The sequence below is a fragment of the Massilia sp. Soil_C_3 genome (assembly GCF_057657035.1).
In genome coordinates, this window is sequence record NZ_JBDGJG010000010.1 from 113,976 (window position 1) to 135,208 (window position 21,233).

At 63.4% G+C, this 21,233-nt stretch carries 16 protein-coding genes and 2 tRNA genes; 11 read left to right on the forward strand and 7 right to left on the reverse strand.

Going from position 1 to position 21,233, the window contains the following annotated elements:
* The first annotated feature begins 8 nt into the window (after positions 1-8).
* The 5 genes from AC3A6F_RS20935 (at position 9) to AC3A6F_RS20955 (ending at position 6,295) form a co-directional block, all read left to right on the forward strand.
* On the forward strand, positions 9-2,168 hold the full coding sequence (locus AC3A6F_RS20935; RefSeq protein WP_487684430.1) for a M3 family metallopeptidase: 2,160 nt from the start codon (positions 9-11) through the stop codon (positions 2,166-2,168).
* Positions 2,169-2,375: 207 nt separating this feature from the next.
* Complete coding sequence (locus AC3A6F_RS20940; protein ID WP_109345866.1) at positions 2,376-2,660, forward strand: DUF4404 family protein; 285 nt, start codon at positions 2,376-2,378, stop codon at positions 2,658-2,660.
* Between the two features lie 167 nt (positions 2,661-2,827).
* Positions 2,828-5,038: a YgiQ family radical SAM protein gene (locus AC3A6F_RS20945; protein WP_487684434.1), complete on the forward strand. Its 2,211-nt coding sequence runs from the start codon at positions 2,828-2,830 to the stop codon at positions 5,036-5,038.
* Between the two features lie 214 nt (positions 5,039-5,252).
* Positions 5,253-5,717, forward strand: coding sequence for a helix-turn-helix domain-containing protein (locus AC3A6F_RS20950; RefSeq protein WP_487684437.1), 465 nt, complete (start codon positions 5,253-5,255; stop codon positions 5,715-5,717).
* Positions 5,717-6,295 (forward strand): VapC50 family PIN domain-containing toxin, encoded by a 579-nt coding sequence (locus AC3A6F_RS20955; RefSeq protein WP_487684440.1) that lies wholly within the window; start codon positions 5,717-5,719, stop codon positions 6,293-6,295. The genes AC3A6F_RS20950 and AC3A6F_RS20955 overlap by 1 nt, the downstream gene beginning before the upstream one ends.
* Positions 6,296-6,298: 3 nt before the next feature.
* On the opposite strand, the gene AC3A6F_RS20960 is transcribed toward AC3A6F_RS20955, so the two are convergent.
* Together AC3A6F_RS20960 and AC3A6F_RS20965 are read right to left on the reverse strand one after the other, a co-directional pair.
* Complete coding sequence (locus AC3A6F_RS20960) at positions 6,299-7,483, reverse strand: AI-2E family transporter (protein ID WP_487684443.1); 1,185 nt, start codon at positions 7,481-7,483, stop codon at positions 6,299-6,301.
* Positions 7,480-7,965, reverse strand: coding sequence for a cyclic nucleotide-binding domain-containing protein (locus AC3A6F_RS20965; RefSeq protein ID WP_320474533.1), 486 nt, complete (start codon positions 7,963-7,965; stop codon positions 7,480-7,482). The genes AC3A6F_RS20960 and AC3A6F_RS20965 overlap by 4 nt, the downstream gene beginning before the upstream one ends.
* 244 nt (positions 7,966-8,209) lie before the next feature.
* On the opposite strand from AC3A6F_RS20965, the gene AC3A6F_RS20970 reads away from it, so the two are divergent.
* On the forward strand, positions 8,210-9,361 hold the full coding sequence (locus AC3A6F_RS20970; protein WP_487684446.1) for a GGDEF domain-containing protein: 1,152 nt from the start codon (positions 8,210-8,212) through the stop codon (positions 9,359-9,361).
* Positions 9,362-9,439: 78 nt separating this feature from the next.
* Here the strand turns inward: AC3A6F_RS20970 and AC3A6F_RS20975 are convergent.
* Both AC3A6F_RS20975 and AC3A6F_RS20980 read right to left on the reverse strand, forming a co-directional pair.
* Positions 9,440-9,516 (reverse strand) — tRNA-Asp (locus AC3A6F_RS20975).
* A 40-nt stretch (positions 9,517-9,556) separates the two neighbouring features.
* A tRNA-Val gene (locus AC3A6F_RS20980) sits at positions 9,557-9,632 on the reverse strand.
* A gap of 393 nt (positions 9,633-10,025) precedes the next feature.
* Here AC3A6F_RS20980 and AC3A6F_RS20985 point away from each other — a divergent pair.
* Complete coding sequence (locus AC3A6F_RS20985) at positions 10,026-12,251, forward strand: TonB-dependent receptor (protein ID WP_487684449.1); 2,226 nt, start codon at positions 10,026-10,028, stop codon at positions 12,249-12,251.
* Between the two features lie 388 nt (positions 12,252-12,639).
* Positions 12,640-14,451, forward strand: coding sequence for a S8 family peptidase (locus AC3A6F_RS20990; RefSeq protein ID WP_487684452.1), 1,812 nt, complete (start codon positions 12,640-12,642; stop codon positions 14,449-14,451).
* Between the two features lie 127 nt (positions 14,452-14,578).
* Here AC3A6F_RS20990 and AC3A6F_RS20995 read toward each other — a convergent pair whose 3' ends face one another.
* A complete protein-coding gene (locus tag AC3A6F_RS20995; RefSeq protein ID WP_487684455.1) occupies positions 14,579-15,559 on the reverse strand; it encodes an AraC family transcriptional regulator in 981 nt (326 codons plus the stop codon).
* A 60-nt stretch (positions 15,560-15,619) separates the two neighbouring features.
* On the opposite strand from AC3A6F_RS20995, the gene AC3A6F_RS21000 reads away from it, so the two are divergent.
* The 3 genes from AC3A6F_RS21000 (at position 15,620) to AC3A6F_RS21010 (ending at position 18,785) form a co-directional block, all read left to right on the forward strand.
* Complete coding sequence (locus AC3A6F_RS21000; RefSeq protein ID WP_487684458.1) at positions 15,620-16,648, forward strand: aldo/keto reductase; 1,029 nt, start codon at positions 15,620-15,622, stop codon at positions 16,646-16,648.
* Positions 16,649-16,725: 77 nt separating this feature from the next.
* Positions 16,726-17,814 carry a DNA polymerase IV gene (dinB, locus tag AC3A6F_RS21005; protein ID WP_487684460.1) on the forward strand — a complete coding sequence of 363 codons (1,089 nt, stop codon included), beginning with the start codon at positions 16,726-16,728 and terminating at the stop codon, positions 17,812-17,814.
* Between the two features lie 74 nt (positions 17,815-17,888).
* Positions 17,889-18,785, forward strand: a complete 897-nt coding sequence (locus tag AC3A6F_RS21010) for a recombination-associated protein RdgC (RefSeq protein ID WP_123070554.1) — start codon at positions 17,889-17,891, stop codon at positions 18,783-18,785.
* Between the two features lie 121 nt (positions 18,786-18,906).
* Here AC3A6F_RS21010 and AC3A6F_RS21015 read toward each other — a convergent pair whose 3' ends face one another.
* Both AC3A6F_RS21015 and AC3A6F_RS21020 read right to left on the reverse strand, forming a co-directional pair.
* Positions 18,907-20,535, reverse strand: coding sequence for a catalase (locus tag AC3A6F_RS21015; protein ID WP_487684463.1), 1,629 nt, complete (start codon positions 20,533-20,535; stop codon positions 18,907-18,909).
* Between the two features lie 115 nt (positions 20,536-20,650).
* A complete protein-coding gene (locus AC3A6F_RS21020) occupies positions 20,651-21,136 on the reverse strand; it encodes an asparaginase domain-containing protein (protein WP_147933538.1) in 486 nt (161 codons plus the stop codon).
* Between the last annotated feature and the right edge of the window lie 97 nt (positions 21,137-21,233).

Genomic DNA, 21,233 nt, shown 5'->3' on the forward strand with positions numbered 1-21,233 from the left:
CAAACAATATGAAACGTACCCACTTCCTGCTGGCCGCCGCCGTGAGCGCCGCCGTCCTGAACATCGCCCACGCGGCGCCAGCGGCCCAAGCCGCGGCCCCTAGCGCCGCTTCCGCGAAATTCGACGCCTCGAACCCGTTCGCGAAAGAGAGCACCCTGCCGTTCAACTTCCCGGCCTGGGACAAGATCCGCAACGAGCACTTCGCCCCGGCCTATGCCGAGGGCATGCGCCAGCACGCTCTTGAAATCGAAAAGATCGCCAACAACAAGGCCGCGCCGACGTTCGAGAACACCATCGTCGCGATGGAACGCGCCGGCCGCATGCTGTCGCGCGTAAGCACCGCCTTCGGCACACTGTCGGGCTCCTATACCAACGACACCCTGATCGCCCTGGGCCGTGATATGGCGCCGAAGCTGTCGCAGCACAGCGACGCGATCCGCCTGAACGGCAAGCTGTACCAGCGCATCAACACCCTGTACAACAAGCGCGACAGCCTCAAGCTGGACGCCGAATCGGCCTACCTGCTGGACCGCTACAACAACGACTTCGAACGCGCCGGCGCCAAGCTGTCGGATGCGGACAAAGAGAAGCTGAAGGACTACAACAGCAAGCTGGCCGCCCTGCAGACCCAGTTCGCCCAGAACACGCTGAAGGAAGCCAACGCCTCGGCGCTGGTGGTCGACACCCGCGCAGAGCTGGCCGGCATGAGCGACAAGGCGATCGACGCCGCCGCCGCGGAAGGTAAAAAGCGCGGCCTGGACGGCAAGTTCGTGATCCCTGTCGTGAACACCACCCAGCAGGCCGCCCTGTCGGTGTTGACCAACCGCGACACCCGCGCCAAGCTGCTGTCGGCATCGATGGCGCGCGGCAGCCGCGGCGGCGAGTTCGACACCCGCCAGACCGTGCTGCAGATCGCCAAGCTGCGCGCCGAACGCGCCGTGCTGCTGGGCTACCCGAACCACGCCGCCTACAACCTGGAAGAGCAGACCGCGAAGACCACCGACGCCGTCAACAGCCTGCTGGCGGAGCTGGCCACGCCAGCCGTCAACAACGCCAAGAAAGAGGCGGCCGACATCCAGAAGGTGATCGACGCGGAAAAGGGTGGCTTCAAGGCCGCCGCGCATGACTGGGCCTTCTACAGCGACAAGGTGCGCGCCCAGCGCTACGCCTTCGACGCCGGCCAGCTGCGTCCTTACTTCGAGATCAATCGCGTGCTGGTGGACGGCGTGTTCTTCGCCGCCAACAAGGAATTCGGCCTGACCTTCAAGGAGCGCAAGGACCTGCCTGGCTATAACGAAGACGTGCGCATGTTCGACGTGTTCGACGTCGACGGCAAGCAGCTGGCGATCTTCACCTTCGATCCGTACGCGCGCTCGAACAAGCGCGGCGGCGCCTGGGCCAATGCCTGGGTCCCGCAGAGCAAGCTGCTGGGCACGAAGCCGGTCATCGCCAACAACCTGAACGTGGCCAAGCCGGCCGCCGGCGAGCCGACCCTCTTGACCTACGACGAAGTGCGCACCACCTTCCACGAGTTCGGCCACGCGCTGCACGGCATGTTCTCGGACGTGCAGTACCCACGCTTCGCGGGTTCGCGCGTGCCGCGCGACTACGTCGAGTTCCCGTCGCAGGTGAACGAGATGTGGATGGCCTGGCCCGAGGTCCTTTCCAACTACGCCAGGCACTACCAGACCGGCGAGCCGATGCCGAAGGAATTGCTGGACAAGGTCCAGGCTTCGTCGCAGTTCAACGAAGGCTTCCGCACCACCGAGTACCTGGCCGCGGCGCTGCTGGACCAGGCCTGGCACCAGCTGGCCCCGAACCAGATCCCGCAGGACGTGCTGGCCTTCGAGGCTGAAGCGCTCAAGAAAGCCGGCGTCGACTTCGCCCTGGTGCCGCCGCGTTACCGCAGCGCCTACTTCTCGCACACGTTCTCGGGCGGCTACTCGGCCGGCTACTACGGCTACCTGTGGGCCGAGAAGCTGGACGCCGACACCGTCGAATGGTTCAAGGCCAACGGCGGCCTGACCCGCAAGAATGGCGACCACTTCCGCAAGACCCTGCTGTCGCGCGGCGGCACGCTCGATGCGATGCAGATGTACCGCAACTTCCGCGGCAAGGATGCGGATATCAAGCCGCTGCTGGAGCGTCGTGGTTTGACTGGCGAGTAAGCTTTGCCGGGACCGGTCGTGGTGACGCGGCCGGTAGCTATCACCGCGTCGGCGGCAAAGCCGCCAACCCTACGGGTCATGATGGTAGGGTTGGCGGCTCTGCCGCCGACGCGTTCAACCTGCGGTCGATTTGCCGCATCCACTGCCGTGTTCTCCTTCCCGCCCCCCATGGCTTACAATGAAATCGAGCCAACACCGGAGACCACGATGCAACCCGAACACGATGCCGACCTGAAGGCACGCCTGAAAGCCCTGCACCGCGAACTGCAAGAAACGGGCGACACCGATGTCGAACTGGAAACCCTGCTGCGCCAGCTCGATGGCGACATCGAGAAAGTGCTGGAGCGCCGCGCCGAGCAGCAGCTCGACGCCAATACCTATGGCCTGGGTTCACGCACCCAGGAACTGGCGGCGCGCTTCGCCGCCCGCCACCCGCGCGTCGAGTCCGGCCTGCGCGAACTGGGACAAATCCTGTCGAACATGGGCATCTGACGTAGTCATTCACGCCACAAGTCATTGATTTTAAGCCATTTTTCGGGGCGCTACGCTGCCCCAAAAATGGTTTTCCGGTACAATGCCGGCCAATGAACTCCCCAGCCAATCTCTTTGCGACGGTCGCCAAGCGCTCCAGTCGCGGTGCTACTGCACCCTTTCTCCCGATGTCCCGCGCCGAAATGGACAAGTTGGGCTGGGATTCGTGCGACATCATCCTGGTAACGGGCGACGCCTACATCGACCACCCGAGCTTCGGCATGGCCCTGGTCGGCCGCCTGCTCGAGGCGCAAGGCTACCGCGTCGGCATCATCAGCCAGCCCGACTGGACCTCGGTCGAGCCGTTTCGCGCGCTGGGCAAGCCCAATCTGTACTGGGGCATTACCGCCGGCAATATGGACTCGATGGTCAACCGCTACACGGCCGACCGCAAGATCCGTTCCGACGATGCGTACACCCCCAACGCCGAGCCGAACAAGCGCCCCGACCGCGCCGTGACCGTGTATTGCCAGCGCGCCCGCGAAGCCTTCCCCGGCGTGCCGGTGATCGCCGGCAGCATCGAGGCCTCGCTGCGCCGCATCGCCCACTACGACTACTGGTCCGATAAAGTGCGCCGCTCGGTGCTGTTCGAGTCGAAGGCCGACCTGCTCATCTTCGGCAATGCCGAGCGGGCCTTGGTCGACCTCACCCGCCGCATCGCGGCCGGCGAGAACATCAAGACCATCCGCGACCTGCGCGGCACCGCCTTCCTGGTGCCACAGGGCTGGCTGCCGGACGAAGAGTGGTCGGTGCACAACTCCACCCGCGTGGACGTGCCGGGCCGCATCGACAAGCAGCCGAACCCGTACGCGATGGCGCTGGAAGATCCAAAAGCCTGCGCGCTCGATAACGCCGCGCCCGAGCCGGAAGTCAAACCGGTGGTCATCATGACGCGCGAGCAACGCCAGGCCGCGGCCCGCGAAAAGGCAGCCAAGACCGTGGTGCGCCTGCCGTCGTTCGAGACCGTCAGCGAGGATCCGGTGATGTATGCGCACACTTCGCGCGTGTTCCACCTGGAATCGAACCCGGGCAATGCGCGCGCACTGGTGCAGGGCCACGGCGACCGCGACGTCTGGCTCAACCCGCCGCCGCTGCCGCTGGCCATGGACGAGATGGACAACGTCTACGACCTGAACTACGCTCGCGCGCCGCACCCGAGCTATGGCAAGGCCCATATCCCGGCCTGGGAAATGATCCGTTATTCGGTCAATATCATGCGCGGCTGCTTCGGCGGCTGCACCTTCTGCTCGATCACCGAGCACGAAGGCCGCATCATCCAGAGCCGCTCGGAGCCGTCGATCCTGCGCGAGATCGAGCTGATCCGCGACACGACCAAGAACTTCGCCGGCACCATCACCGACCTGGGCGGCCCGACGGCGAATATGTACCGCCTGGCCTGCAAGGAAAAGAAGATCGAGGAAAGCTGCCGCCGCCTGTCGTGCGTGTACCCGACCATCTGCTCCAACCTGGGCACCGACCATAGCAAGCTGATTTCGCTGTACCGCAAGGCGCGCGCGATCCCCGGCATCAAGAAGATCCTGATCGGTTCCGGCCTGCGCTACGACCTGGCCGTGCGTTCGCCCGAGTACGTGAAAGAGCTGGTGACCCACCACGTGGGCGGCCTCCTGAAGATCGCGCCGGAACACACCGAAGCCGGCACCTTGTCGAAGATGATGAAGCCGGGCATCGGCGCCTATGACGAGTTCAAGCGCCTGTTCGACAAGTATTCGCTCGAAGCGGGCAAGAAGCAGTACCTGATTCCCTACTTCATCGCGGCCCACCCCGGCTCGACCGACGAAGACATGCTGAACCTGGCGCTGTGGCTCAAGAAGAACAACTTCAAGCTGGACCAGGTGCAGACCTTCACGCCGACGCCGATGGCGATGGCGACCACCATGTACCACTCGGGCAAGAACCCGCTGGCCAAGGTCACCGAGGATTCGGAGATCGTCGAAACCGCCAAGAGCGGCAAGACGCGCAAGCTGCACAAGGCTTTCCTGCGTTACTACGATCCGGAGAACTGGCCCATCCTGCGCGAGGGTCTCAAGCGCATGGGGCGTGGCGACTTGATCGGCAATGGCGAGCGGCATCTGATTCCGCCGCCGGGCGGCGAGTTGCCGGGTGCGGCGCGTGAGGAGCGTCGTCCGGCCGGTGCGCCGCCGAAGGGGCGCGTGATCGAGGTGGCGCCGAAGCGGCCTGCGGCTCCTGGTGGCCAGCGTAGTGAGCGTCGTAATGACCGCGCATCGGCGGGAACGCCCTTCATGGCGCCGCCGTCGAAGGTCAAGCCGTCGATCCTGTCGACCATCAAGTCCAAGCCGAAAGCGGCGGGGCGGAAATAACGCTACGATACCTATCGAAACCGGGACTGGCGTCCCGGTTTTTTTTCGTCCATGCAATACGGTCTCGATGAGCGTGTGAGGTATCAAGCCGCAATTGAGGGTTCAAGCACGTTGTTGCGTTTATTTCGTTTGTTTCGTAGAATTCGTTTACGATGGATTTGGGAGTAGCCTTGTACAGCAGAAACACCCTCTCTGAAAACACCAGGAGCAAATGATGTCTGAAATGATTGATCGCTTGGAAAGCAAGGAAGATGTCGAGCTTGCGAAAGCCGCACAACGTTGCATCATCAGTGCTCTTGACCACTCGCGGGTGGTTAACATCGCAATTTTGGAAGATGGGGTAGAGCGTATCGAAGACTCTCCCATTTTAAAATTGCCCCCGAAAGTGCTTCGCTTGTTTGCGGACATGCTGGGTTCACTTGCGCAAGGCAATGCAGTTGCTATCATGCCCAAGGAGCTTTATGTGACTACTCAAGAAGCGGCAATGTTCTTGAATGTATCTCGGCCTTATTTAGTCAAAATGTTGGATAACGGAAAAATTCCTCATCATAAGGTAGGAACGCATCGTCGCATCAAGTTTGAGGATGTGGTTGCATATAAAGAGCAACGCAAGAAAACCGCTGATTCAGCGCTTCAGGAGTTAGTCGATCAAGCACAAGAGTTGGATATGGGGTATTGATGGCAGGGAACTTCCGGTATACGGCTGTTTTAGACGCATGCGTTCTCTATCCTGCGCCCCTCAGGGATATCCTGATGACCCTGGGTGCCGAAGGGATTTACCGTGCGCGTTGGACAGTTGAGATACAGGATGAGTGGATTCGCAATTTGATCGGCAAACGTCCCGATTTGAACAAGGAAAAGCTGCTGCATACGGCGTCGCTCATGAATACAGCAGTCGAGGATGCCATTGTCCGGGACTACGAGTATCCGATTCCAACGCTAGAGTTGCCTGACAATGACGATCGACATGTCTTGGCGGCTGCGATCGTCGGCCATGCAGACGCTATCGTCACTTTCAATCTTAAAGATTTTCCTGAGGCGGTGGTTTCTCGACATGCAATCGAGATTTTGCATCCTGATGATTTTCTTGTTGCTCAATATGACTTGGACAAGATTGGCATCCTGAGCACCCTGAAGACATGTCGCATAAAATTAAGAAAGCCGCCGAAATCAGCTGAAGATTATATTGCGACGCTTGAACAGCAGGGTCTGCCTCAGATGTGCCAAATATTGCGCAATGCGATTGGTCTGATCTAGCGCTTATTGCTTGGAATTGGGCGTCGGCGCCCCGCGCCGCTCGCGCGCGATGTCGAGATCGACGCTGGCCTGCCTGGTCCGCAAGGCGCGCGCATACCGATGCCTTGCCCGCAGCCGCGGATTGGTCACCAGCGTCCCCAGCGTCTCTCCGATCACCATCACCACGCCCAGCAGCGGCAGCACCAGCATCAGCCCCACCACCCCCGCCAGCATGCCGCCAATAAAAATCATCAGCACCGTCACCAGCGGGTGGATGTGCAGGCTGCGGCCCAGCGTCAGCGGCATGAACAGGAAATCGTCCAGCAGCCGCACCAGCACGAACACCCCGATCGCTCCATAGGCCATCAGCGGATTGCCCGGCGCATCGGTCGAGGCGACGATCACCACCAGCACGCAGCCGGCGATCGAGCCGACGAACGGCACCCAGGCCAGCACGGCCGAGATCAGCCCCAGCAGCAGGGGCGACGACACACCGATCACCCACAGGCCCAGCGCCAGCACCAGCGTGTCGAGTACGGTCAGCTTGAGCAGGCCCTCGAAATAGCGGCGCGCGGTCTGGTCGACCTCGTGCAACAGATACAGCGCACGCTCGAAATAGGCATTCGGCACCGCCCGCGCCAAAAACTTCTTGAAGCGCACGCCGTCGCGCAGCAGGAAGAAGGTGAGGAAGGGCGCCAGCAGCAGGGAAGGCACCCAGGTCATGACGCCGACCACGATGTCGCCCAGGTGGTTCTGGGCGAAGTCGTTGGTATAGGTGGTGAACGCCATGTCGACGGTCGAGGTCAGCCGTATCTCGGCCAGGATCGGGAAGCGCGCCTCGAGCATGGCCAGCGAGGTGCGCACGAAGGCCACGCCGCCATCCAGGTACAGGCCGATGGTCGCTTCCCACGAGTCTTCTTCCGGCCCGTCGCTCCAGCTCAGGGCCAGCGCTAGCGCCAGTGCGGCCAGCGTGAAGAACAGGGTGCAGACCCAGACCGCGGCGGCGTTGCGGCTGAAACCCGAGCGCACCATGCGCTGCATCGGTCCCAGCAGGATGTAATAGAGCACGGTGCCGAAGATGAAGGGCAGAAATAGCCACAGCAGTTGCTGGACCACCAGCAGCAGCAGGCAGGTGGCGGCGACGATCCCGGTCCAGACCACGGGCCCGGCGCGCTCGGGGCCGTTGACGATGCCCGGCACCGGACTCATAGCGCTTCCAGTTGCGGCCGTCCGGTACCCATCCATTCGCGCAGGCGCAGGCCAATGTGGCGCGCCAGCGCCAGCGAGATCTTGTAGCCGAGCACGGCGTCGGTTTCCATCAGGCCCAGGAAGTCGGCGCGGAAGAACACCGCCACCTCGCAGGGTTCGAGCGCGCGCGCCTGGGCGTTGCGCGGCGAGTTGTCGAGCAGGGCCAGGTCGCCGAAGAAGCCGCCCGGCTCCAGCTCGGCCACCACCTGGGTCACGCCCTCGTGCAGGCGGCTGATGCGCATCCGGCCGCTCATCAGGAGATACAGGGCCTGGCCTTCCTCTCCTTCGTCGAAGACGATCTCATCCTTTAGATAGCGGCGTTCGTGCAGCAATCCATCGACAATCTTCAACTCCAGCGGCGTCAGCGCACTAAATAGGGAAGAACTCTTCAGCCGGTGCAGGCGCGGCGACATCCGAGGGGGCTTGAGGAAACGAAAAATCACTAGTGCTCCGGCGTGGTGCGATGTGTTGTCTGTTTGATTATCCGCGATTGGATGCTGCTACGCATCAAAAAGCGTCAGCCGCGCACAACAGTGTGGCATTTGTCCATACATCTACCAAACGTGCGCGCCGTGTTTTTGGAAAGCGTGTAACATAAATTCTTTAGGGCAACATTAGTTGCTGCGATGTTATGTGCTGCGCGGGCCGTCGCGCGTGGCCCGGCCAACGTTCCGAAGAGGACAGGCAGTGATCGATATACAGACTTTTCTTCTTGCGCTCGGGATCGGTAACGTCGGCTTTGCGATCCTGATGGCAGGATATACCCATGGCGCCGACCGCAATCCGGGTTTGCAGCTGTGGATGTGGGCGCGCCTGGGCATGGGCCTGAGCCAGCTGGCCGGCTGGGCTCGCCCCATGCTGGACCTGCCGTTCCTGGGCGGTCTGGAAGGCATCGGCTGGATCCTCGCCGTGTCGCTCGAGATGGCGGCCTACTGCGTCTTCTTCGGTTTCGCGCGCTGGGGACGGATCGTGTTGCCGGTTGCCGTGCTGTCGTCCACGGTGGTGATCGCGGCCGGTATCCACGGCGCCAGCCACGCCCAGCTCAGCGCCATGGTGGCGGGCGTGGTGGCGCTGTTCGCCGCCGCCATGGCCTGGGTCCTGCTGCGCCGGCGCCATGCGTCCCTGCTGCAGCGGATCATCGGCATCAACGATGCGCTGTTCGCCGTCGCGGTCGCGCTGTGGGCCGGCTCGGTCCTGCTGGGCAAGGGGCCGTTCGACCATGTGCTCGCGCGCGAAGCCGCCTATCTCGCTGGCTACCTGCTCATGATCGTCAACGGCTTCGGTTTCCTCTTGCTGTGCAAGCAGAAGGACGATGCGCGCATGGCCAGGCTGGCCTCGACCGACTGCCTGACCGGCCTGCCCAACCGCCATGCCTTTCTGGAGCGCGCCGAGCGCGCGCGCCTGGCGGCCCAGCGCCAGCGCCATCCGCTGGCCTTGATGATGATCGACATCGACCATTTCAAGCAGATCAACGACCGCTGGGGCCATGCCAGCGGCGACGACGCCCTTCAGGTATTGGCCCGCACCGCGCGCGAGGTGATGCGCGAGCACGAGAGCATCGGCCGCGTTGGCGGCGAGGAATTCGCGATGATGCTGCCCGGCGCCGACATCGACGCCGCAGTGCAGGCCGCCCAGCGCCTGCGCCAGGCGGTGCGCGCAGCCACCGTGATCACCAGCGGGCCACGCTACACGATGACGGTCAGTATCGGCGTGGTGGTGCTCGATCCGAACGAAGACCTGAGCGCGGCGCTGGCGCGCGCCGACCATGCGCTGTATGTGGCCAAGCGCGCGGGGCGCGATCGGGTGGAAGTCGGGGATCCGGTGCGGCGCCGCGCGTGAGGGGGGCCGTCGATAAAACGGAAACGGAAACGGAAAAAGAAAAAGGGCCCGACGAATCGGACCCTTCTTCCTTGATGCTGGCGGAGCGGACGGGGCTCGAACCCGCGACCCCCGGCGTGACAGGCCGGTATTCTAACCAACTGAACTACCGCTCCGTTTACTCTGATCATTACTTCGATCGACCATCGAGATGCTTGGTGGGCGCTGAGAGGCTCGAACTCCCGACCTAATCCTTGTAAGGGATCCGCTCTACCAACTGAGCTAAGCGCCCATCTCGGTGGTTTCTATCTGACGCTTGTCATTGCGTCCGAAGAGGCCCGAATTATAGAGGGTGGGTTTCAAGGTCTGCAAGGGTTTTTCGAAAAATATTCAAAAACCTTCTTTCAACCCATGACGGATGGGGCGGAAGGCGTAGCCCGAACCGGCACATCTGCATGTGTTGTAATCAAGGCGTAACGTTCGATATTTACTTGCCGTCGCACATACCCTTCACGGACAATACCGCCTTTGACAAGTCGGCAACCTTAGAAACATCGCAAAGATGTGCGCCTCAGATGCGCTGCCGAGGGCGGGTCATATCCGCTCGCGCACCCGGCGGGGGTAGCGTCCATAAGAAGAGGAACGGGGACATCGGTTCTTTTTTTAATCACCAGGAAAACATTCCATGACCAAGATGTCCAAGATGCACAAGCGCGTTATCCGCACGCATGGCGCAATGCTGGCGCTGTCCGCCGCGTTGCCGATCGCACCGGCGTTCGCCCAGACGACCGAGTCCAACCAGTCCCTCCAACTGCAATCCGTGACCGTGACGGCCCAGCGCCGCACCGAGAACATCCGCGACGTGCCGGTCTCCGTCACCGCGCTCAAGGGCGACAAGCTGGATGTGCTGGTCTCCGGCGGCGACGACATCCGCCTGCTGGCCGGCAAGGTGCCGAGCCTGAACGTCGAATCGTCGAACGGCCGTACCTTCCCGCGCTTCTACATCCGCGGCTACGGCAACACCGACTTCAACACCTTCGCCTCGCAGCCGGTCTCGCTCGTCTATGACGACATCGTGCAAGAGAACCCGATCCTCAAAGGCTTCCCGATCTTCGACCTGGCCAGCGTCGAAGTGCTGCGCGGCCCGCAGGGCACCCTGTTCGGCCGCAACACCCCGGCCGGCGTCGTGAAATTCGAATCCGAGAAGCCGAACCTCAAAAAGGTCGAGGGCTACTACAACCTGTCGGCCGCCTCGCACTACACGATGAACGCCGAAGGCGCCGTCAACGTGCCGCTGTCGACCAATGTGGCGATGCGCGTGTCGGCCGTCGGCCAGCACCGCGACGACTACGTCAACAACTTCAGCGATGTCGCCAAGACCCGCAAGACCGGTGAGCTGGACGGCTACAACGAACACGCCGAACGCGTGCAGTTCTTGTACAGCAAGGACGGCTTCAGCGGCCTCTTGGGCTTCCACCAGCGCCAGACCAACGGTAGCGCGCGCCTGTTCCGCGCCAACCTGATCAAGAAGGGCAGCAACACCTTCGCCGACGGCACCGACCTGGACGACATCGTCACCAACGCCCAGAACTTCCAGAGCCTGAAAACCAACGGCATCAACCTGCGCCTGCAGTGGGACCTGGGCAACTACAAGCTGCACTCGATCACCGGTTACGAGCACATCGTCGACTACTCGAGCCGCGGCGACATCGACGGCGGCACCCCGGCTGGTCCGGGCTTCATCCCGTTCCAGGTCGAGACCAACGGCTATATCGAAAACCTGGACCAGTACACCCAGGAATTCCGCCTCGAGTCGGCCTACGCCGGCCCGTTCAACTGGCAGACCGGCCTTTACTTCTTCGATGAAGACGTGACCGGCGGCAGCGACAACTTCAACAGCACTACCTATGCGCGCACCTCGCGCCTGCGTTCGAACCAGAAGAACGAAGCCTGGGCCGCCTTCGCATCGGCGAGCTACGACCTGACCCCGGACTGGACCGTCCGCGGCGGCCTGCGCTACACCAAGGACGAGAAGGACTTCCGCACCATCGAGGCGGACAACGTCGTCCAGATCGGCCCGTCGTCGGTGAAGGAAAACAAGGACAAGATCAGCTGGGACGTGTCGGCCACCTATAAAGTGACCCCGACCGTGAACGTTTATGGCCGCGCCGCCACCGGCTTCCGTGCGCCGAGCATCGCCGCCGCCTCGGCCGAAGTGCCGATCACCGTGGCCGATTCGGAAACCATCAAGTCGTTCGAGCTGGGCGTGAAAGCCGACCTGTTCGACCGCCGCGCACGCACCTCGTTCTCGATCTATGACTACACGATCGAAGACCAGCAGCTGACCGTGGTGGGTGGTAATTCGAACGTCAACCGCCTGATCAACGCCGACAAGACCAAGGGCAAGGGCGCCGAGTTCGACTTCGAAGCGGCTGTCAGCACCGCCCTGCGCGTGAGCGCCGGCGCCAGCTACAACTACACGCAGATCCGCGACGGCAGCCTGTCGGTGAACAAGTGCGCCCAGTGCACCATCACCAACCCGCTGAACGCCCTTGGCCGCGTCGTCATCGACGGCAACCCGCTGCCGCAGGCGCCGCGCTGGACCTTCAACGCGACTGCCCGCTACGGCGTGCCGTTCCGTGACGGCGAGCTGTACGTCTTCACCGACTGGTCGTACCGCAGCAAGATCAACTTCTTCCTGTACGAGGCCACCGAGTTCACCGGCGCCCCGCTGACCGAAGGCGGCGTGCGCGTCGGCTACATCTTCGGCAATGGCAAGTACGAAGTCGCTGCCTTCGGCCGCAACATCCTCGACCAGCGCCGCATCACCGGCGCCATCGACTTCAACAACCTGACCGGCTTCACCAACGAGCCGCGCCAGTGGGGTATGCAGTTCAAGGGCAATTTCTGATCGTTTAATATCAGTCAGCCTGAACCGAAGGCCGCGCATTGCGCGGCCTTTTTTTCGTTTTGGCGCACGATACGCGGCATAAAAACCAGAAGTGTGACATGAATATTTATCTGATAATTACCATATTCACCATGCATGCTTGTTCAGTATCTTTGCTGTGGCAATAAATATTCTGCATATTTACAGATTTTCCGAATAAATTATGTATTTGCTGAATATGCCGAGTTAACCGTTGTATGCACGCCGAAAACGATTGGAATTTCTTTCTGTCGGTTCTTTTCTTCAAGCTAAGCTGAGCTCGCCGCCTCGAGACGGCACCGGCACTGCCGGTCCTACAACGACACAAGCGAGCCATCGCTTGACGGAAAACCTTGAAGAAGGAAGAACCATGAAGCAAACGCATTCGATTCATCCGACCGTGTTGAAGATGTGTGCAGCGGGCGCGCTGGCGCTGGGAGCCGGATCCGCCCTCGCGGCCGCCGGCGAGGCCGGCAGCGGCGCGCCGCAGTTCGTCGTGGAGACAGACCGTATCATCGTGAAGTACCGCGACTCGAAGGCCGCCGCCAACGGCGCCATGGCCAAGGTCGCCAGCCTGAGCAGCGACCGCAAATCGAAGCTCGATCGCGCCGGCCAGCAGTTCGGCGTGGTGGTCAAGGAAAGCCATGCCATCTCGACCGGCGCCCAGGTGTTCAAGCTGGACCGCCGGCGCCACCTGAAGGAAGTCGAATCGCTGGCCGCCGAGATGATGGCGCGCGACCCGGCCATCGAATACGCGGAGCCGGACCGCATCATGACCCATATGGCGACGCCGACCGACCCGCGCTACACCGACCAGTGGCACTACTATGAAACCGCCGGCGGCCTGCGCCTGCCGACGGCCTGGGACAAGTCGACCGGCAGCGGCGTGGTGGTGGCGGTGATCGACACCGGCTACCGCCCGCACGCCGACCTGTCCGGCCAGCTGCTGGCCGGCTATGACTTCATCAGCACCGCCACCATCGGCAACGACGGCAATGGCCGCGACAGCGACGCCCTGGACCCGGGCGACGCCGTTGTGGCCGGCGAATGCGGCAATGGACAGCCGACGCGCGACCAGGGTTCGAGCTGGCACGGCACCCACGTCGCCGGCACGGTGGCGGCGCGCACCAACAACGGCGCCGGCGTGGCGGGCGTGGCCTACAACGCCAAGGTCGTCCCGGTGCGCGTGCTCGGCAAGTGCGGCGGCTACACCTCGGACATCGCCGACGCGATCACCTGGTCGTCGGGCGGCAGCGTGTCGGGTGTGCCGGCCAACGCCAACAAGGCGCGCGTGCTGAACCTGTCGCTGGGCGGCGGCGGCGCCTGCGGCGCGACCACCCAGAACGCCATCAACGGCGCCCGCTCACGCGGCGCGGTGGTGGTGGTCGCCGCCGGCAACGACGCCGTCAACGTCAGCAACGCCAGCCCCGCCAACTGCTCCGGCGTGATCGCGGTGGCGGCCACCGGCCGCACGGGCGGGCGCGCTTCGTACTCCAACTACGGCACCCTGGTCGACGTGGCGGCGCCGGGCGGCGACGGCGCCAACGGCGTGCTGTCGACGCTGAACACCGGCACTGGTGCGCCGGCATCGGACAGCTATGCGGCCTACCAGGGCACCTCGATGGCCACGCCGCACGTGGCGGGCGTGGCGGCGCTGATGCTGGCGCTGAACACCAACCTGACGCCGGACGACATCGAGTCGAAACTGAAATCGACGGCGCGCGCCTTCCCGGCCAGCTGCTCGGGTTGCGGCACCGGCATCGTGGACGCCACCGCGGCGGTCAATGCGGCCACCACCGGCGGCACGGCGGCCACCACCCAGGCCGAGGCGGAGTCGAACAACACCACCGCCAGCGCCAACCTGGTCACTTCGGGCAATACGACCGTCAACGGCAACCTCGGCTCGACCACCGACACGGATTACTTCCGCGTCGACCTGCCGGCCGGTAAGACGCTGAGCGCGGCGCTGACCCCGGGCCTGTCCAATGCCGATTACGACCTGTATGTGTACAACGCATCGGGCACGCAGCTGGGCACCAGCCAGAACGGCGTCGGCGCGGTGGACAGCGTCAGCGCCAGCAATACCGGCAGCAGCGCGTCGACCCGCTACGTGCGCGTGACCTACTACAGCGGCGGCACCGGCGCCACCAATGGCAAGTACTCGCTGAAGCTCAGCTGGTAATAAGAGTAGCCTCACGTCATCCCCGCGCAGGCGGGGACCCAAGTCTGCAAGCTCAGTGTCTACAAAATTTGTAGCGGCTGCGCTGAAACACTTGGGTCCCCGCCTGCGCGGGGACGACGTTTTTACGCTAACTGGCGAGACGCTGCACGCGCTGTTTCTGCCGGTACGCCCCCGGCGCGCTGCCGCTGCTGCGCTTGAACGCGGCGCTGAACGCGCTTTCGGACGCGTAGCCGAGGCGCCAGGCGATGGTGGCGAGCGGCGTGTCTTCTTCATGCAGCGCCTTTCTCGCCAGCCGCATGCGCCAGGCCTGCAGGTACTGCAGCGGCGCCATGCCGACCAGCTGGCGGAAGCGCAGCGCCAGCGCCGAGCGCGACATCGCGGTTTCGCGCGCCAGTTCCTCGATGCTCCAACGCCTTTCAGGTGCATTGTGCAGCAGGCGCAGCGCGGGGCCGATCCTGGGGTCGGCCAGGGCGGCCAGCCAGCCGTGCCGCGCGCCGCCCGGTTCGCGCAAGGCCTGCACCAGGGCGATGCGCGCCAGGCCGTCGGTCACCAGGCGTGCTCCGGCATCCGGCGCGTCCGCTTCCTTGCCATACAAATCCAGCAGCGCGCGCAGCGCCAGCGCGGCCTGTGAGCCGCGCGGGATGTGCAGCTCGGGCGGCACCATCTGTTCCAGCAGGTCGCGTTGAGAGACGTCGAATTCGAAGCGGCCTGCGATCATCTCCATCCCGTCGGCGGCGTCCGGATCGCCCCATGTGGCCGCGCCGCCGCGCAGCGCCGCGAAATGGGCCGGGCCATCCTGGGCCGGCAGCGTGAGATCGGTGGTCGCGATATAGGGCCGGCCGCTACGCATGAGAAGGCAGTCGCCGGCGTCAAGCCGGTAGGGATGCGCATCGCCCTCGACCTGCACGTACAGGGCGCCGCGCAGCTGGGCGATGAATTTCAGGTAGGGATACGCAGGAAAGCGCAGCGCCCACGGGCCGCCGGCCGTCATGCGCAGCGCGGCGCCGCTGCGCACCTGGAGCAGGGCCAGCACGTCGGAGAGCGGATCGGAAGGTGGGGCAGTGAGCAGGTCTGGACGGTCGCGCATGAACGGTGGAGGACGCAGCATGGTGGGCCGCGCCGCCCGATTCTACACTGGCCTCATCGATTTTTCTGAAAGGTCTCTCTCATGCAATACCGACGACTCGGCAACTCCGGCATCATCGTTTCCCGCCTGTGCCTGGGGGCCATGACTTTTGGTGGAGCGGCGACGCCGCCCTACGACAAGGTCGGCGGCCTGGACCTGGCCGCCACCGAGCGCCTGGTAGGAACGGCGCTGGACGCCGGCATCAACTTCATCGACACCGCTGACGTGTACGCCGACGGCGAATCCGAAAGCCTGCTGGGGCAAGCTCTGGCCCGTCGGCGCGAAGAGGTGGTGCTGGCCACCAAATTCCACGCGCCGATGGGGACGGGCCCGAACGACGCCGGCCAGTCGCGCCTGCACCTGACGCGCGCGCTCGAGGCCAGCCTGCGCCGCCTGAAGACAGACCACATCGACCTGTACCAGATCCATAACGTCGACGCACTCACGCCGATGGAAGAGACGCTGCGCGCGCTCGACGATGCGGTGCGCGCCGGGAAGATCCGCTACATCGGTTGCTCGAACTTATCAAGCTGGCAGACCGCCAAGGCGCTCGGCTTGTCCAGGCTGCACGGCTGGTCCTCGTACGTGTCGGTGCAGGCCTGCTATTCGCTGGCGGTGCGCGACGTCGAGCGCGAGATCCTGCCGCAGGTGCAGGACGCGCAGCTGGGCCTGATGGCCTGGAGCCCGCTGGCCGGCGGCCTGTTGTCCGGCAAATTCGACCGCGCCGGCAGCAGCGATCCGGATGCGCGCCGCATCCACATCGATTTCCCGCCGATCGCACCGGAGCACGGCTATACCGTGATCGATGCCGTCAAGCGGGTGGCCGCGCGGGTCGAGGCCACGCCGGCCCAGGTGGCGCTGGCCTGGCTGCTGGCGCGTCCCGGCGTGACCACCGCGATTGTCGGCGCTCGCCGTCCGGAGCAGCTGCAGGACAATCTGCGCGCGCTGGCCCTGGTGTTATCCGACGAAGACATGGCGGAACTCGATGCGGCCAGCAGCCTGCCGACGTGCTATCCGGCCTGGGTGCAGGCGATGACCAACGTGCACCGGGACGGCTTCCTGGCGCGCTAGCGGCTTGCGTCAAACAGGATTTCGGACGATACTGTATGCAATTACAGTAGTCCTCCCCGCACGGGGCGGCCTCCAGCGTGAACGCCCCGGTCCGAAAAATCATCCACTGCGATTGCGATTGCTTCTATGCGTCGGTCGAAATGCGCGACGATCCGTCGCTGCGCGGCCGTCCGCTCGCCGTGGGCGGCCGGCCCGACCAGCGCGGCGTGGTCGCCACCTGCAACTACGAGGCGCGCCGTTTCGGCATCCATTCGGCGATGGCCACCGCCACCGCCATCAAGCTGTGTCCCGATCTGCTGGTGATCCCGCCGGCGATGGAGAAGTACCGCATCGCCTCGCGCCAGATCATGGACATCTACCAGGACTACACCGAACTGGTAGAACCGCTTTCGCTCGATGAAGCCTACCTGGACGTCAGCGATTCTTCGCACTGCAAGGGCAGCGCGACCCTGATCGCGCAAGAGATCCGGCGCCGCATCTTCGAGACCGTCGGCATCACCGCCTCGGCCGGCGTGGCGCCGAACAAGTTCGTGGCCAAGATCGCCAGCGACTGGAACAAGCCGGACGGGCTGTTCCTGGTGCGGCCCGACGAAGTCGACGCCTTCGTCGCGGCGCTGCCGGTCAAGAAGCTCCACGGCGTGGGCAAGGTGACGGCAGAAAAAATGAACCGCCTGGGCCTGCAGACCTGCGCCGACCTGCGCGGCTGGAGCATGGACCAGCTGCAAGAACACTTCGGCAGCTTCGGCGCGCGCCTGTACGACCTGAGCCGCGGCGTCGATCACCGTGAAGTGAACATCTCGCGCGAGCGCAAGTCGATCAGCACCGAAGAGACCTATACGCCCGACGTGCCCGACCTGGCCGGCTGCCTCAAGTTGCTGCCGGACCTGTATGAGCACCTGCTGGGCCGCATCAAGCGCGCGAATGCCGAAAAATTCATCAACAAGCTGTTCGTGAAAATCAAATTCTCGGATTTCCAGCAGACGACGGTCGAGTGCGTGGGCTATGCGCCACATATTCCGACCTATGCGCGCCTGATGGAAACCGGCTGGGCCCGCGCCAGCCGCCCGGTGCGCCTGCTGGGCGTGGGCGTGCGGCTGGGCGAGTCCGAAACCGTCGAGCAACTGCGGCTGTTCGACGACGTTCTGGACGATTCGATAACGTCCTGAGCTTTTTGTGTGTAGTTGCCAATCGGCAGCGTAAAATATCGATCCCTCGAAATAGCGAAATTACCGGATAACCTATGTGGTTCAAGAATCTACAGATCTACCGTCTGCCGGCCCCTTGGGCCTACACCCCTGAACAACTGGAAAAAGCCCTCGAGCCGCAGGCTTTCGTGCCTGCAAGCAGCAATGAATTGCTGCGCCAGGGCTGGGACGCGCCGCGCCCGAACGGCGGCCTGGTCCACGTGGTCAACAAGCAGATGCTGATCATGCTGGGCACCGAGAAGAAGCTGCTGCCGGCGTCGGTCATCAACCAGGTGGCCAAGGCCAAGGCGGCCGAGCTGGAAGAGCAGCAGGGCTTCCCGCCTGGCAAAAAGGCAATGAAAGAACTGAAGGAACGCGTGGCCGACGAACTGCTGCCGCGCGCCTTCACCCTGCGCAGCAACGTCTGGACCTGGATCGACCCGGTCAATGGCTGGCTGGTGGTCGATGCGGCGAGCCCGGCGAAGGCCGACGACATCGTCAAGCTGCTGCTCAAGGCGGTCGACAAGATGCCGCTGGAATCGCTGCGCGTACAGAAGTCGCCCGTCGCCGTGATGACCGGCTGGCTGGAAGCCGATGAAGCGCCGTACGGCTTCACGATCGACCAGGACACCGAACTGCGCGCGACCGGCGAAAGCCGCGCCGCGGTGCGCTACGTGAAGCACACGCTGGAACCGGACGACATCCGCCGCCACATCGCCGCCGGCAAGCAGTGCACCCGCCTGGCCATGACCTGGAACGACCGCGTCAGCTTCGTGCTGACCGAATCGCTGGCGATCAAGGGCATCAAGCCGCTGGACGTGATCAAGGAAGGCGAAAGCCCGACCTATAACGACGATGAGCGTTTCGATAACGACATCATGTTGATGACGGGTGAGCTGGCCAAGTTGCTGACCGACGTGGTCGAGGCGCTGGGCGGCGAAGCCAAGGCGTAATTGACATCGGATTAACCCTCGTAGGGTTGGCGGCTCGGCCGCCGACGCGTTCAACCGGAATATGGATGACCGTGTGGCATGCAAATGTCGGTTGAACGCGTCGGCGGGAAACCCGCCAACCCTACTTCATTGCGACCTCTTCGCTCGTCGCCGGTTCCGTCTTCCCACCCGCACCACCGCCATTCTCCAGCTCCCCGCTGGTATACGTCGCCCCCTGCCGATCCTCGTGCGGCGCCGGACGGTTCGGCAACGGCGGCAGCGCCCTGGCCTTCTCCAGGTCGATCCCGGCGACTTCAGCCACGCGGCGACCGTAATCCTCGTCGCAGTGCCACAGATGCCACACCATGCGCAGCTGGATCGGCTCAGGGCATTGCTTCAGATCCCCCCCGACGTTGCCCACCAGGTCGTCACGTTCCCAGTCCTCGAAGGTACGATAGCGCGCGCCGGCCTGCTTGTAGTCGTCGCGCGTGGTCGTGGTCTGGTAGCGGCCCAGGTGGCCCTCCACCCACGGGTGATATTCATAGCCCGGCGTATCGGCTTCCTTGTAACCACCGATCAAACTCGGTTCGTAGTTGATGTGCTTGTTCTCGCCATCGCCATCCACATAGAACGTCATCTGGCCGTCGCGCTGGTTGGTTTGCGCCTTGGCCTTTTCTTGCGGTGCGTTGATCGGCAATTGCAGGTAGTTGGGTCCCACGCGGTAGCGCTGGGTGTCCGAATACGACAGGGTACGACCCTGCAGCATCTTGTCGTCCGAGAAATCGATGCCGTCGACCAGCACGCCAGTGCCGAAGGCTGACTGCTCAGTTTCTGCAAACACATTGTCCGGGTTCTTGTTCAGCACCATGCGGCCCACCGGCAGCAGCGGGAACTGGTCTTCCGGCCAGCGCTTGGTGTCGTCCAGCGGGTCGAAGTCCAGCTCGGGATGGTCGCCGTCGGCCATGATCTGGACGCAGAATTCCCATTCCGGGTAGTCACCGCGCTCGATCGCGTCATACAGGTCGCGCGTGGCGTGGTTGGTGTCGCGGCCCTGGATCTCGGCTGCCTGCTGGGCGGTGAGGTTGCGCACGCCCTGCCTGGGCTGCCAGTGGAATTTCACCAGGTGGGCAATACCCTTGTCATTGACCAGCTTGTAGGTGTTGACGCCCGAACCTTCCATCTCGCGGTAATTGGCGGGGATGCCCCATGGGCTCTTGACCCAGGTAACCATGTGCAGCGCTTCCGGATGGCTGCAGATAAAGTCGTAGAAGCGCCATGGCTCTTGCTGGTTGGTGACGGGATCGGGCTTGAAGGCGTGGATCATGTCCGGGAACTTGATCGCATCGCGGATGAAGAACACCTTCAGGTTATTGCCCACCAAATCCCAGTTGCCGTCGACGGTTTTCAACTTGACCGCGAAGCCACGCGGATCGCGTGCGGTTTCCGGCGATTCCTTGCCGCCGATCACAGTCGAGAAGCGCACGAATACCGGCGTCTGCACGCCCGTCTCGTTGAGCACGCGTGCCGTGGTATATGTGGCGGCGGGTTCGTCGCCGATCTTGCCGTAGGCTTCGAAAAAGCCATGGGCGCCGGTGCCGCGCGCATGCACGACGCGCTCGGGGATGCGCTCGCGGTCGAAGTGGGTGATCTTTTCGATGAACTGGTAGTTCTCGAGCGTGGCCGGGCCGCGTTCGCCGACCGAGCGCAGGGACTGGTTGTCGCGGACGGGATGACCCTGGCGCGTGGTCAGCGTGGGACGCTTCTCATTCATTGCCTTCTCCTTTGATGCGGGTGATCGAGAAAGGCAGTATAGGAAGTCGAACAGGAAGGCAGCGCGCGGCTGCCCTCGCTTTTAATCCCTGTCAAACAAGCGCAGGAACTATTGCTTACAGCTGCTGGAAGACGCCTTCGCTGCGGTTCTTGGTCACGTTATCCCACGGGAAAACCTGGCCATTCATGGCGACATACACGCCGGCCGGCAGTGTCTGCGCCACGCCGCAGGCAAAGCCCAGGTTGAACAGCGCATCCGAATTGGCGATGGAATACGGGATCATGGCGCCGGTCAGCACGATGGTCTGGTCGAGTTTGGCGGCGCCGAGCACGGCGGCCGTCTGGGGCATGGTGTCGGTGCCGTGCACGATCACGATCGCCTTCTCGCTGGCGGCCTGGCACGAGGCCAGCACGCGCTGGCGGTCGGCGTCCCCCATGTCGAGCGAATCGAGCAGCGGCAGCACGTCGAGCGCGACCGGCACCGTCATGCGGCTGCGCTTGATCACCTCTGGCAGATGGCTTTCAGCAAAGCCGAGTACGCCGTTCAGTTCGTTGTAATGCTTGTCGAAAGTGCCACCGGTGGCGATGAGTCGCAAAGTCATGTTGGTTTATCTACTCGCATAAAAAAGGTGCGTCATGATAGCCGCAAACCATAGTGTATCCGACTGTGACTGCGCTAGAATCGTCCGGATCGGATGA